Origin of the sequence: Desulfovibrio sp., from assembly GCF_018379785.1 — a bacterium.
Lineage (GTDB): Bacteria > Desulfobacterota > Desulfovibrionia > Desulfovibrionales > Desulfovibrionaceae > Desulfovibrio.
Window position 1 is genome coordinate 45,527 of record NZ_JAGZUV010000019.1, and the last position, 12,847, is coordinate 58,373.

General features: G+C 61.4%; 11 protein-coding genes and 1 other RNA gene. 1 reads left to right on the forward strand and 11 read right to left on the reverse strand.

The window, feature by feature from the left end; genetic code table 11:
* Positions 1-406: 406 nt before the first annotated feature.
* The 7 genes from citF to KH208_RS05895 all read right to left on the reverse strand — a co-directional run bounded on the left by citF (position 407) and on the right by KH208_RS05895 (position 8,547).
* Positions 407-1,966, reverse strand: coding sequence for a citrate lyase subunit alpha (gene citF / locus KH208_RS05865; protein ID WP_291434649.1), 1,560 nt, complete (start codon positions 1,964-1,966; stop codon positions 407-409).
* Between the two features lie 97 nt (positions 1,967-2,063).
* Complete coding sequence (locus tag KH208_RS05870; protein ID WP_291434651.1) at positions 2,064-2,756, reverse strand: aldolase/citrate lyase family protein; 693 nt, start codon at positions 2,754-2,756, stop codon at positions 2,064-2,066.
* 13 nt (positions 2,757-2,769) lie between these two features.
* Positions 2,770-3,039: a citrate lyase acyl carrier protein gene (gene citD, locus KH208_RS05875; protein WP_291434653.1), complete on the reverse strand. Its 270-nt coding sequence runs from the start codon at positions 3,037-3,039 to the stop codon at positions 2,770-2,772.
* 411 nt (positions 3,040-3,450) lie between these two features.
* Positions 3,451-4,743, reverse strand: a complete 1,293-nt coding sequence (locus tag KH208_RS05880; protein ID WP_291434656.1) for a (Fe-S)-binding protein — start codon at positions 4,741-4,743, stop codon at positions 3,451-3,453.
* A 97-nt stretch (positions 4,744-4,840) separates the two neighbouring features.
* Positions 4,841-6,232 carry an FAD-linked oxidase C-terminal domain-containing protein gene (locus KH208_RS05885; protein WP_291434658.1) on the reverse strand — a complete coding sequence of 464 codons (1,392 nt, stop codon included), beginning with the start codon at positions 6,230-6,232 and terminating at the stop codon, positions 4,841-4,843.
* Between the two features lie 43 nt (positions 6,233-6,275).
* On the reverse strand, positions 6,276-7,526 hold the full coding sequence (locus tag KH208_RS05890) for an NADP-dependent malic enzyme (RefSeq protein WP_367114943.1): 1,251 nt from the start codon (positions 7,524-7,526) through the stop codon (positions 6,276-6,278).
* A gap of 136 nt (positions 7,527-7,662) precedes the next feature.
* Positions 7,663-8,547 (reverse strand): CoA ester lyase, encoded by an 885-nt coding sequence (locus KH208_RS05895; protein ID WP_291434662.1) that lies wholly within the window; start codon positions 8,545-8,547, stop codon positions 7,663-7,665.
* Between the two features lie 462 nt (positions 8,548-9,009).
* Here KH208_RS05895 and KH208_RS05900 point away from each other — a divergent pair, with 462 nt between their 5' ends.
* On the forward strand, positions 9,010-9,786 hold the full coding sequence (locus tag KH208_RS05900; RefSeq protein ID WP_291434664.1) for an FCD domain-containing protein: 777 nt from the start codon (positions 9,010-9,012) through the stop codon (positions 9,784-9,786).
* A 67-nt stretch (positions 9,787-9,853) separates the two neighbouring features.
* Here KH208_RS05900 and ffs read toward each other — a convergent pair.
* The 4 genes from ffs to pal all read right to left on the reverse strand — a co-directional run bounded on the left by ffs (position 9,854) and on the right by pal (position 12,764).
* An RNA gene (gene ffs / locus KH208_RS05905) (signal recognition particle sRNA small type) lies at positions 9,854-9,939 on the reverse strand.
* Positions 9,940-10,007: 68 nt separating this feature from the next.
* Positions 10,008-10,823: an amidohydrolase family protein gene (locus KH208_RS05910; RefSeq protein WP_291434666.1), complete on the reverse strand. Its 816-nt coding sequence runs from the start codon at positions 10,821-10,823 to the stop codon at positions 10,008-10,010.
* A gap of 180 nt (positions 10,824-11,003) precedes the next feature.
* Positions 11,004-11,975 carry a D-2-hydroxyacid dehydrogenase gene (locus KH208_RS05915; RefSeq protein WP_291434668.1) on the reverse strand — a complete coding sequence of 324 codons (972 nt, stop codon included), beginning with the start codon at positions 11,973-11,975 and terminating at the stop codon, positions 11,004-11,006.
* A 321-nt stretch (positions 11,976-12,296) separates the two neighbouring features.
* Entirely contained in the window at positions 12,297-12,764 is a 468-nt protein-coding gene (gene pal, locus KH208_RS05920; RefSeq protein ID WP_008686147.1) for a peptidoglycan-associated lipoprotein Pal, read from the reverse strand.
* Positions 12,765-12,847: the final 83 nt, after the last annotated feature.

Here is a 12,847-nt window from a genome sequence, read left to right on the forward strand (position 1 = left end):
GCGGATCACCTCAAAGGCCGGTCGGAGTCGCTCCGACCGGCCTTTGAGGTGATCCGTGTTCCGTCCAAACGGCGCGCCCTTGCCCGGCACACAGAAGGCGCGCGGAAGTTCCGCGCGCCTCTCGGATTGATGACAAACCCCGCTTCGCGTGGTTTGCGCCACCAACGGCGGCTCAGCCGCCGGGTGGAAAGACACGAAAATCAGCCGCTGCGCTGCCGGGCAGCTAACGGCGCGGCAAAGCCGCGACCTGCTCTGATTTTCGTGTCTGCCGACGTTGTCAGCAGACACAGAAGGCGCGCGGAACTTCCGCGCGCCTTCTGTGTGCCGAAAACCGGGCGGGGTGTCAGCGCCCGGCCGGAGGGAATGCAATGTTATTGTTCCCGGCGGCATGCCGGGAAGCTTGCCCTTACTTGGGCTGCCTGACTACGTCAATGACCGTGCCGTCGCGGTATTCCACCACGCCCACGATCCTGTCGGTAAATTCGATGGGGTCCGGCTTGCCTGCCAGCTTGTCGCCGATTTCCTTGAGTTTCCGGATGTCCATGATCGGCAGCTTGGAGTCTTTCAGTTTTTCCAGCAAATCGGTCCGGCGGGGATTGATGGCGATGCCCCGGTCCGTGACCAGAGCGTCGATGGTTTCGCCGGGGCTGGTCACGGTGGTGACGTGATCGCGCAGCACGCAGAGGCGGCCCTTGAGCAGGTTGGTGACCACAATGGAGATTTTGCTGCCCGCCGCCGTGTCGTTGTGCCCGCCGGAAGCGCCCATGATGGTGCCGTCCGAACCGGTGACCACGTTGACGTTGAAGTCCGTGTCGATTTCCGTGGCGCCCAGGATCATGATATCCAGGTTGTTGACCACCGGACCGCAGTTGTGCGGATTGCCGTACAGCGAACCGCTCATGGCCATATGTTTGGGATTGCTGCCCGCCGAAGCCACGGAGACCAGATCGAAGTCCTGCACGTCGAAGAGCGCGCGGAACAGGCCCTCATTGAGCATTTCCACAAAGTAGGCGGTAATGCCGCCCGCGCCGAAAGAACCCACCACGCCCTTGGCCTGCATGCGTTTCTTGATTTCGGCGGCCACGGCCAGGGACGTGCCGCCCGCGCCGGTCTGGCAGGACATGCCTTCCTTGATGTAGCCGGTCGCGTCAATAAGTTCGGCGGCGGCCGCCGCGATCTTCAGGCCTATGGGATCGGACGTGACTTTGGTGGTGCCGGAGACGATGCCGTTGGGGTCGCCGATGGAATCCACCGCGACCACGTAGTCCACGAAATCCTGGGAGATTTCAATGGGGCAGGCCGGATAGGGCACCAGGTTGTCGGTCACGGCCACCACCTGGTCGGCGTACTGGGCGTCGGGATAGATGTAGGACAGCACGCCGCAGGCGGATTTGCCCTGGGTGCCGTTGATGTTGCCGTAATCGTCGCAGCAGGGCGCGGCGATGAAGGCCACGTCAACGTGCAGATCGCCCGCTTCCACGGCGCGCGGGCGGCCGCCGTGGCTGCGGAACACCGCCGGTTTGGGCAGCAGGCCCTTGGTGATGGCCTTGGCTACCGGGCCGGGCGAAATGTAGTTGACCGAAATGGCGGTGATGACGCCGGATTTGATATATTCCACCAGCGGCTCGTGGCAGGCGAAAATGCCGGTGGCCGCCACGTGGATGTCTTTGATGCCTTTGTCGGCAATGACCTTCATGACCATGTTGGTCACGTAGTCGCCATTGCGCAGATGGTGGTGAAAGGACACGGTCATGCCGTCCTTGAGGCCGGTTTTCTCCACGGCCTCCTCAATGGAGGCCAGCAGCTTGGCGTCGCCGGATTCCAGTTTGTTGCCGGGCTTGACCGAACGGCGGGTGATGGTGGTCCTGGTTCTGGAATCGATGCTGGCGTAGGCGCCTTTAAACGGCTTTACCTGACCATAGCCCTCGATGAATTCGGGGATTTCACGGCCGAGGATATTTTTCATGCTCTTTTCCCTTTTCCGTTATCTGGATGCTTGCTGCCCGGGCGCGTCAGTATGGCTTCGCGCGGCGGGCGGACGGGCCGCCGGAGGGGCCGGGACGTCAGGCGAAAATTTCGTTGATCAGCGGCACCTGGCCGCCGTTGGCCGCCAGCTTGCCGGTAAAGCCCAAGGCCCGGGCATTGCGGGCGTCGGCTTCAAAACCGGCGCGATCCTTGGCGTCATACCAGGGGCGGTCAATGGCCGGAACGCCGGCCGCCCGGCAGGCCAGGGCCACCTTGCTGCGGGCGTGGAGAATCTGCATGGCGTCGCCTGTGTCGGCCACGCCCAGATCTTTCAGGAAATTCCGGGCATTGAACACCACGGCGGCGATTCTGGGGCAGGAAGCCAGCAGGGCGCTGACGTTCTCCACGGCGGCCACGGATTCCACAGCGGGAATCAGTTTGACGGAGCCGGGCGCGAAGTCGTTTTCGGCTTCCAGCGCGGCAACGGCCGCATCCGCCTTGGGCAGGCTTTTCGCATCGGCCCGCGGCAGGATGAAGGCCTGGGGCTTGCCCTTGCCCGCCACGGCGATGTCTTCCACGCCGCCTTCGGACAGGGGATTCACGCGCACAAAGACGCCGCTGTCCCCGAAATCGAAAAAGGCCAGAGCTTCCTGCAACAGCAGGCGCGCGGCGTCCTTGTCGGCCGCGTCCACGGCTTCATGCAGGTCATAGGCCACGGCGTCGGCCCCGTAGAGCGTGGAATTGAGCAGGGCTTTGGGGTCGTTGCCGTTGATGAGCAAAATGCTTTTCATGCTGCCGACTCCTTTATACGGCCCGCTGGATGGCGGCGCGGACTCTGGCTTTGATGGTGCAGTCAAGAGCGCCGTTGTCCTTGGCGCTGATCCGGGCGTTTTCCGCGCCGTTTTCTTCGGCGGTTTTCCGGATCAGTTCCCTGATCTGCCTGCCGAACTGCTTGAGGATGACCGATTTGCCGCTCAGTTCTATCTGAAGGCCCGGTTCCTCGGCGGGGGCGACGGTCACGAGAATGTCGCCGCTTTCAGCGGCTCCGGCTTCGCCTGTTTTGTTCAGTTTCATTGGCTGTCTCCTGAAGGTTGCCTGTCGAGGGAAAGAGGTTGCGTCAAAACGCGTTATGGCCGGGTATTGCTGGAAAAGTCGGGCGTTGGGCCGCAACATTGTCCGCCGGAAAGGGCTTCCCGGACAGCTCGCGCTGATCGGTCTCTGGGCCGGAGATTGAAATCAGGGGGACTGCCGCTCCTCTCCGGCGTCGTGGAGAGCGGCGCGGGCATCGTTTTGTCGGCGCGGCCGAAACCCGGGAGCCGTCCGGAGGTGTGCCGCGCCGATGAGCGGCTGATTTTTGTACCTTTCCGCCCGGCGGCTCCGCCGCGGGCAGCGGCGCAAAACCTGCGGGACGGGCTGTTTCTGAATTTTAGAAACAGCTCCCGGTCCGGCCGCTCCCCCCGCCGGCGGGGGGAGCGGCCTTGTTTTTTAGCGCAGGGAGTCCGCGTAGATTTCAATAGTGTGTTTGACTTTGACCGAGTCGCGGTTGCGGGCGAGCATGTCCGAGATCTGCATCATGCAGGCCGGACAGCCCATGGCCACCACTTCGGCGCCGCTGGCCACGATATTGTCGCGTTTGCGCTGGCCGATCTTGGCGGAAAGCTCGGGCTGAGTCAGAGTGAAGGTACCGCCGCAGCCGCAGCAGTGGTCGGCTTCATTCATGGGCACGAGCTGGTAATCCCGGTTCATATTGATGAGATCCTTGGGCTGTTTGCTGACGCGCAGGGATTTCATCAGATGGCAGGATTCGTGGTAGGCGACCTTGGTCTTGCCCTGACCCGCGCCCTCAGGAGGCGTGACCTTGAGCACGTCCACCACAAAGGCGTTAATGTCCATGGCCTTTTCGCTCAGCGAGCGGGCGAAGTCGCGCTGGGCCGGGGTGAGATCCTCGGCGTTCTGCCAGTGTTCCTTGATGGTGGCGGTGCAGGAAGAGCAGGGCGTGACGATATAGTCGAACTTGCTCTTGCTGAACACGTCCAGATTGTAGCGGGCCAGTTTGCCGAAGCTCTTCAGGTCGCCGGAAGTCAGCGCCGGAATGCCGCAGCAGGCCTGATTGTCGGGCATGTAGACGCCCACGCCGTGATAGTCGAAGACCTTCAGACAGGCTTCGGCCATGTCGGTGTAGATCTTGTCGCCCATGCAGCCCGGGAAGAAGGCGACCCGCAGGCCGCTTTTTCCGGCCGGGGTGTCGCGGGTGCCCAGTTTGGCCGAGAGCGTCTTTTTGGCCAGCATGGGGATGTGCCGCTCGCCGATGAAAGCCTTGAACATGGGCACGCAGGCCGTATTCTGCGGCGAGTTGTCCTTCTTGATGAACAGCCCCTGGAAGGGCGAGCTGACTTTCATCAAGGTGTTGAGCAGTTTCGGATTGGGCAGCAAGGTACGGAAAATAGCTTTTTTGAGGGGCGAAAGCCCCAGGTAGCTGACTACAATGGCGCGCGCTTCAAGGAAGATCTCCATCGTGGGCGCGCCCGCCGGGCAGCTGAAGTTGCAGCCGCCGCAGAGAAGACAGCGGGAGAGCCGCTCGTAAACGGCTTCGGGGTTCTGAATGACAAGGTGGGCCAGGTTTTCCACAAGGGCGATTTTGCCTCGGGTTACGTCGCCTTCTTCGCCGGTTTCGTCAAAAACCGGGCAGAAGGCCTGGCAGAAGCCGCATTTCATGCAGGAGACCAGCTTGTCGTCCAGAGCCATCAACGAATTGGCAAGCCTGGTAAGATCGTTCATGCTCCAGCCCCTGTGCCGGACGGAAAATGTCTGCCGTCCGTCCGGCTTGCTTGAGATTTATGGTTCGGGGCGGCCAAAGGCCGCCCCGGCGGATTTTCTACCCACGGGCCCCGACGATTTTTTCCGGATTGAACAAGCCCTTGGGATCAAAGGCGTTGCGCAAGCGGCGCGAGAACATGATGGAGCCGCGCGAGGTTTCCTGCTCAAGCCACTGTTTCTTGGCCAGGCCGATGCCGTGCTCGCCGGAAAGCGTGCCCTTGAGTTCGAGACCGAGGTTGAAGAGATCGTCCACGGCCAGTTCCACGCGAGCCCATTCCTGCTTGTCGCGCTTGTCGCAGAGAATGCCGGGATGGAGGTTGCCGTCGCCGGCATGGCCGAAGGTGGCGATGGTCACGTTACGGTCCTTGGCGATCTTTTCCAGGCCCGCGATCATGGCCGGAATCTTGGAGCGCGGCACGGTGACGTCTTCCATCATGAAGGTGGGTTTGGCGCGGGCAAGGGCCGGAATGGCCACGCGGCGGGCTTCCCAGATGTTCTTTTTCTGTTCGGCGTCCTTGGCCACGACCACTTCGGTGGAACCGCATTCCTTGAGCACCTTTTCCACAACGGCGGCGTCGTCCTCGACCTGGGCGGGGTGACCGTCCACTTCCACCAGCAGCATGGCGCCGGCGTCGCGGGGCAGGCCGATTTTCACATAGTCTTCCACGTAGTTGATGGTGGCGTGGTCCAGGAATTCCAGGGTACACGGCACCACGTGCGCGGAGATGATGGCGGCCACGGCCTTGGAGGCGGACTGCATGTCCTTGAACAGGGCCATCATGGCTTTGGAGGCCTTCGGCGGGGGCACGAGTTTCAGGGTCACCTGGCTGGTGACGGCCAGAGTGCCTTCACTGCCCACCAGAAGGGGAGAAATGGCATAGCCCGTGGCGCATTTCACGCAACGCGAGCCGCAACGCACCAGGTCGCCGGTATTGGCATAGACTTCCATGCCCATGACGTAGTCTTTGGTGGTGCCGTATTTCAGGCCGCGCAGGCCGCCCGAGTTCTCGGCCACGTTGCCGCCGATGGTGGACACGGACATGGAACCCGGATCCGGGGGATAAAAGAGGCCCATGGAAGCGATTTTGGCGGCCATGGGAGCGGTGATGACGCCGGGCTCCACAATGGCGTAGAGGTCTTCCGTATTGATCTCAAGAATGCGGTTCAGCGCGGTGGTCAGAATGACGATGGTGTCGGTGGTGTCCGGAATGGTGCCGCCGGAAAGATTGGTGCCCGCGCCGCGCACGGTCATGGGCAGGCCTTCCTTGTAGCAGAGCTCGATGATCGGGCCAAGCTGTTCGGTTCTGGTAGGACGCACCACGCCGCCGGGAATGCACGGAGCCCACACGCACGAGTCATAGGCGTAGTTCTGGCGGTCAGCTTCACTGGTAAAGACATTTTCCTTACCGACGATGGCCTCGAATTCCTTGGCAAGGGAATCACTCAACATACATTTTCCCCAACAGGGTTAGAGGATTGTCCGAGCGACATGCTCAGGCGCGCACTTGCTTGGCCAGGCGCTTCCGCAAATTTTCCGCCACGACGGCGGGGTCGATCCTCACACGGGCGATGCCGCTGTCCATGGCGGCCTTGGCGGTAGCCGCGGCGACCATCGGAGCCACATCGGGGTTGAGGGTGGAGGGAATGATCATCTGCGGGCCCAGTTCCTCGGGCTTGACCATGTCGGCCAGGGCATAGGCGGCCGCGATCTTCATGGCGTCGTTGATGTCCGTGGCGCGCACGTCGATGGCGCCGCGGAAGATGCCGGGGAAGGCCAGAACATTGTTGATCTGGTTCGGGCAGTCGGAACGGCCGGTGGAAACCACCTTGGCGCCGGCGTCATAGGCGCGCTGCAGGGGCCAGATTTCCGGAATGGGGTTGGCCTGGGCAAAGACGATGGGATCCTTGGCCATGCTGCGGATCATGTCCTCGTTGAGGGAATTGGGGGCGGACACGCCGATGAAGACGTCGGCGCCCTTGATGGCTTCGGCCAGGCCGCCTTTGACCTTTTCAGGGTTGGTGCGCTTGGCGATCTCGTCCTTGTAGGGATTCATGCCCTCGGGACGTCCTTCCCAGATGGCGCCCTTGGAGTCGCACATGATCACGTTCCTGAGGCCCACGGCCATGAGCAGCTTGATGATGGCGATGCCCGCCGCGCCCGCGCCGCTGGTGACCACCTTGACGTCTTCCAGCTTCTTGCCCACGACTTTCAGGGCGTTGATCAGCCCGGCCAGGGTGACCACGGCGGTGCCGTGCTGGTCGTCATGGAAAATGGGGCCCTTGAAGACGCCGTTTTTCTTCAGGCTGTCCTCGATCACAAAACATTCGGGAGCCTTGATGTCCTCAAGGTTCACGCCGCCGAAGGTGGGAGCGAGCAGCTCGACCATTTCGACGATTTTGGCGGTGTCCTTGGTGTTGACGCACAGAGGGAAGGCGTCCACATCGCCGAAAGTCTTGAAGAGCAGGGATTTGCCTTCCATGACCGGCATGGCGGCGGCGGGACCGATGTCGCCGAGGCCCAGAACGGCCGTGCCGTTGGACACCACGCAGACGAAATTGGAATGGTTGGTGTAGGTATCCACGTCAGCCGGATTCTTGTGGATTTCCATGCAGGGCTCGGCAACGCCGGGCGAATAGGCCAGGGTCAGATCGTCAGTTTCCCGTACCGGCACCTTGACCCGGACTTCGATTTTCCCCTGATAGTTCTTGTGCATGGCCAGGGCTTCTTCACGCAGATTTTTGATTCGAGACATAGATTCTCTCCTTGGAAGCAATCCGGGTGGCGGAGCCGGAAATGCCGCAATGCATTCGCGCGTCAGACGGCCCCGGTTGAACGGGTTCCGGACACGCTGCCCGGAACCCGCAGCGGCAGCGCCGCGTTTATTTCTTGTTCTTGGCGTCGATTTCAGCCTGGGCGGCCAGGATGTCTCTGGCGTTGTCATACACGGGCGTATCAACCATCTTGCCCAGGTAGGACACGGCGGCCTTGCCCTTGGCGAGGCCTTCTTCCTCAAACACTTTCACCACGCCCTGGGCCCATTCCACGTCGGCCGGGTCCGGGGAGTACAGACGGTTGGAGGGCTCCACCTGGCTGGGATGGATGATCATGCGGCCGCCGTAGCCCATCTGCAGGCCGTCGCGCACGTTGCGCTCAAAGGCTTCGGTATCTTTATAGGACACGAAGGGGGCGTCGATGGCCACAAGACCGGCGGCGCGGCAGGCAATGGCGACCTTGGCGCGGCCCCAGAGCTGCTCCACGGCTTCGTTGGTGATTTTGACGTGCATGTCCCGGCAGTAGTCCACGGCGCCGAAAATGGCGTTGACGTTGCGCGGGCTGGCCAGGCAGCATTCATAGGCGTTCATGATGCCCTTGGCCGTTTCCAGCAGCATGGAGATTTTCACGGAGCCGATTTCCATGCCGCGGCGGCGTTCCAGCTCTTCCAGCTTCCAGGACAGGCGCTTCACGTCGTCGGGATGGCCGGTCTTGGCCAGGGTCACGCCGTCCAGGCCGGGCTGCACCACGGCTTCAAGGTCATCGTCGGTCATTTCGGTTTCCCAGTTATTGATGCGCACATACACCTGGGAGCCGCCGCTGGCGGCGTACTTCATGTTCTCGACGATCATCTTGCGGGCGTTTTCCTTCTCCGATGGGGGCACGGAGTCTTCCAGGTCCAGCGTGATGATGTCAGCGGGGATGGAGGGCGCTTTTTCAATGAATTTGGGATTGTTACCGGGCACATAGAAGATGGAACGCATAACAGCCATGTGAGGACTCCTGTGGATAAAAATCGTCTGAAAATTACCTCAACCACGTCAACCAGGGCGACATTGTTCCGGCGCGCATCTCTCCTCGCGGAAGTGCTTCGGGACGGACCGGCCCCCGGAGGGACATTCGGCCGCATAAACCCGTTTGCGCCCGCCTGCCTGCCCGGCGGATCGCCGGGCGGCGCGGCTTTTTGCCGTTTCATTCTGAATAGGCTATTGCTATTAACAAGTCAACATGTCATACCAAAAAAAGTACAAAGAAACTTCGCCCTCAACAACTTTTTCCGAATTTGTTCAGCCGGGTTTACAAAAATGTGGCAGCGGGGCACACTGAACTCGCTGGCATAGTTTTTTTCACCGATTGTTCACACCTTACCAACGATACGCATGAAAAACAACTATACAGAAATACTTGGGAACAGGCGGCGAAATATTCAGCGCCCACGGGTGCATACCGAGGTCTTGACCTGTCTTCTCGAGGATATCCGGGCGGGCATCTACCAGGAAGGGCAGAAGCTGCCTTCCGAGCGCGAACTCATGGAGGAGTTCGGCGTGGGGCGGCCTGCGGTGCGCGAGGCCTTGTCCGCGCTGGGCCGCATGGGACTGATAGAAATATCGCCGGGCATGCGCGCCCGGGTCTGCAAGCTGACGCTCAAACCCTTGCTGGGGGAGATGCGGGCCACCTTGCAGATTTATTCCAGTTCCCCGGACGGCTGGCGGCAGCTGCACGATCTGCGCCTCTTTTTTGAAACCTCCGTGGCCCGGCAACTGGCGCATCAGGTGACGGACGAGCAGTTGAAGGCCTTGAAGGATATTCTCGCCAATCAGAGGAATTTTCTGGACAGATCGGAAATCCGGTCCTTTGCCGAGGCGGATATCGCCTTTCACCGGGCTCTGGTGGAATTTCTGGACAATCCTTTTCTGGGGCTGCTGGCCGAGGGCTTCGGCGGCTGGCTGATCACGCCCCTGTATGCCTCCATGCAGGTGCGGCGGCAGAGCGAGCGCTCGTACACCGCGCACGTGGCCGTCTTTGAGGCCCTGAAAAAGCGTAATTCGGACTTGGCCGAACAGGCCATGCGCTCGCATCTGGAAGAAATGCGCAGTATCTATCAGGTTGACCTGATGGCCGCGCGTAAAGCCGGGGAAGGCGAAGAGGCTTTTGCCGCCATGGATCAGGCGGTCCCGGCCCAGCCGGGCGAGCGGGAGTTTCCGCCCATGCCGTTCGGCGCGCCGGAGTAGCCTTGCGGATTTGAGATCGCCCGTTCCACGAACGCAAAAAACGCGACAACTTTAGTTGTCGCGTTTTTTGTGGGCCGGACACCCGGCAACGGCTGTTGCCGCTGCTTCCTTTCGGACCTGACGGAGTTGGCAGTGTTGCCGCCGCCCGGCTTGAGCTATGCTTTACCCGCAAAGAGGGCGGCCTGTCAATGCTGCTTTGCCCGTCTCCCGGCATCCGCCGTTCACGCCAGGGCCGGACCCCGGGCCGCGAAAAGCCGTTCGGCGTTGCTCATAACCGCCTCCAGCCGTGCGTCGTCCAGCCCGGCCATGCGCTGCAGGCGCTCCAGCTCTTCCTCGGGGTCGTACAGCGGCCAGTCCGTGCCGAAGAGCAGGCGTTCCTGGGGAAAGGCGGCCAGCAGGGCGCGCAGTTCCTCCGGCGTCACAAAGGGGGTGACGCTGGAGGTGTCGAACCAGAGGTTTTCGCGCCGCCGCCCGCCCAGAACCTTCATTGCGTGTTCCCACATGCGGTAGCCGCCCAGATGAGCCGCGATAATGGTCAGGTCCGGAAAAGCATCCAGAATGGCCGCCAGTTTGTACGGGCAGGAAGGATTTTTCTCCGGGCTGATGTTGTCGCCGATATGGATTTCAAAAATAAAATCCTTTTGAGCAGCTTCAAAAATGGGCAGCAGACGCGGGTCGTTGAGCCAGAAGCCCTGAAAGTCCGGGTGGAGTTTCAGGCCGCGCAGCCCGGCCGCCTTGATGCGCTGGAGCTCCGCCTCCCAGTTGGCGTAGCCGGGGTGCAGGGTGCCGAAGCCGATGACTTCGGCATGGGCTTTTTGCAGGCTCATGGCGTAATTGTTGGCCGGAATGACCTGGGCCGGGGCCGTGGCGGCGCAGAGCACCACGCATTTGTCCACTCCGGCGTGCTTTTCGCGGGCCAGCAGATGATCGATGGTGCCGTCGCCGGCGCAGGCCACGTTGTAGAAATTGTTAAGGTGGTCCACGGCCTTGTATGCGATTTTAGGATGGAAGGCGTGGGTATGGATATCAATGAACATATGTTGCAGCTCGCAGAGGCGGCGCGCCCGGACATGGTTCTGTTCCGCCTGTCGTTGACGGCATGCGGGTTTGCCATTAGAGCAGTTACACTTGAACCTCTCTCGCCGTTGCGACAAAGAGATTCATGCCCCGTGGGGCGCTTCCGGGCGGGTTGACGGCGTCGACGGCTGAGGGCCGCTTCAGGCCCTGCCCACGCCGTTGACCACATTGACCGGGTTGCCCTCCTGCCAGCGGCGGATATTTTCCGCCGTGAGGTCAATGATGTTCTGGCGGGCCTTAACCGTGGCCCAGGCGATATGCGGGGTGATCAGAGTATTGGGAGCGCTGAGCAGGGGATTGTCCCGGCTGGGGGGTTCCGTGGAGAGCACGTCCGTGCCCAGGCCGCGCAATTGCCCGCTTTTCAGGGCCTCGGCGGCGGCCGCCTCGTCCACCAGCGGACCGCGCGCGGTATTCAGCAAGATAGCCCCCCTGCGCATTTTAGCCAGGCTCTTGGCGTTGATCAGGTTGCGGGTCTGGGGCGTGAGCGGACAGTGCAGGGAGATGACATCGGATTCCGCCAGAACCTGGTCCAGGGAGGCAAAAGCAAAGGGACTGTAGGACGGCGGATTTTTGGGCGAGCGGCAGTGGGCCAGCACGCTCATGCCGAAGGCATGGGCCAGTTCGCCCACCCGGCGGCCGATGGAGCCGAAACCGACGATGCCCATGCTCAGTCCTTCCAGGCAGAGGGGAGTATATTTCCAGTAGCACCATTGCTCGGCCCGTTCCCAGTCGCCGGCCTTGACGCTTTCGGTATGCTGGCTGGTGTGGCGGCAGAGTTCCAGCAAAAGGGCCATGGCGTGCTGGGCCACGTCGTCCACGCCATAGGCCACCACGTTGCAGACCGGAATATTGCGCTCGGCAAAAGCCTCCGCATCCACTGTATTATAGCCTGTGGCCAGCACGCCCACCATGCGCACGCTGTCCAGAATGGGGAGATCGTCGCGGCGCAGGCAGGTTTTGTTCGCCAGCAGGACGTCGGCGCCTTTGGCTCGTTCCGCCAACTGCTCTTTGGCGGTGTCCTCGTACACGGTCACGTCGCCCAGAGCTTCTATGGGACCCCAATCCACATCGCCGGGATTGAGTATGGCACCGTCGAGAATGACTATCTTCATGAGAATGTCCTTGGGTTGCGGCTGTTCGCGGCGCTCGGGACGCGCCGGGCAAACAGTGTAGCTTGAGCCGGGACGGGCCGCAAGCGTCCGGCCCAAACGCCGGATGGCGTAAAGCCACTGCGCCCGCAGGGCCCGGAATACCTCATCTGTATGACAAGCCCATAGAACGATTCCCTTTGAAAGATAACTTATTATAGCTACAGAATCATTCTGCCTACGAGCGGAGAACGGAATGATCCTGCCCGACCGGCGGACGGTCGGCCCGGAACAAAAAAAGGCCACCCGTGAGGGCGGCCTTGAAGAGACGGAATCAGCGGATGCCTAGTGGGCGATCACGCGGAAGTCGTCGCGGCGGTTCTTGGCCCACACGGCTTCGCCGGTGCCCTGAACGGCCGGATTTTCCTTGCCGTAGCTGATCATTTCAAGCTGGCTGGGGTTCACGCCCAAGGTGACCAGATATTCATAGGCGGCGCGGGCACGGCGTTCGCCGAGGGCCAGGTTGTATTCCTGGGTGCCGCGGTCGTCGCAGTTGCCTTCAATGCGCACGCGAATGCTGGGGTATTTCTTCATCAGCTCAGCCTTGGTCTTCAGCATGTCTTTGTATTCGGGCTGAATGTTGAATTTGTCGAAAGCGAAGTACACGCGGGCATCAGTGATCTGCTGAATGGCGGCGCGCATTTCGGGGGTCAGGCCGTCATCGTAGCCGGGTTCACCGGTGGTTTTCTTCGCGCAGCCGAAACCGGCGGCCAGGGCCATAACCAGAGCGAGAATAAGAGCGTAGCGTTTCATGTGTGTCCTCCTGAACAGCTCATACTCCAAAAAAAGTACCTTTCCTTTCTGCACAACGCGTGATCCCTTGACCACGCGAAAGA

Bases quoted from the DNA above. Each gene is read 5' to 3' on its own strand.
- KH208_RS05895 (WP_291434662.1), bottom strand. From the start codon at position 8,547: ATGGCTGTTATGCGTTCCATCTTCTATGTGCCCGGTAACAATCCCAAA.
- citF (WP_291434649.1), bottom strand. From the start codon at position 1,966: ATGAAAAATATCCTCGGCCGTGAAATCCCCGAATTCATCGAGGGCTAT.
- KH208_RS05910 (WP_291434666.1), bottom strand. From the start codon at position 10,823: ATGTTCATTGATATCCATACCCACGCCTTCCATCCTAAAATCGCATAC.
- KH208_RS05870 (WP_291434651.1), bottom strand. From the start codon at position 2,756: ATGAAAAGCATTTTGCTCATCAACGGCAACGACCCCAAAGCCCTGCTC.
- KH208_RS05915 (WP_291434668.1), bottom strand. From the start codon at position 11,975: ATGAAGATAGTCATTCTCGACGGTGCCATACTCAATCCCGGCGATGTG.
- KH208_RS05880 (WP_291434656.1), bottom strand. From the start codon at position 4,743: ATGAACGATCTTACCAGGCTTGCCAATTCGTTGATGGCTCTGGACGAC.
- pal (WP_008686147.1), bottom strand. From the start codon at position 12,764: ATGAAACGCTACGCTCTTATTCTCGCTCTGGTTATGGCCCTGGCCGCC.
- KH208_RS05885 (WP_291434658.1), bottom strand. From the start codon at position 6,232: ATGTTGAGTGATTCCCTTGCCAAGGAATTCGAGGCCATCGTCGGTAAG.
- citD (WP_291434653.1), bottom strand. From the start codon at position 3,039: ATGAAACTGAACAAAACAGGCGAAGCCGGAGCCGCTGAAAGCGGCGAC.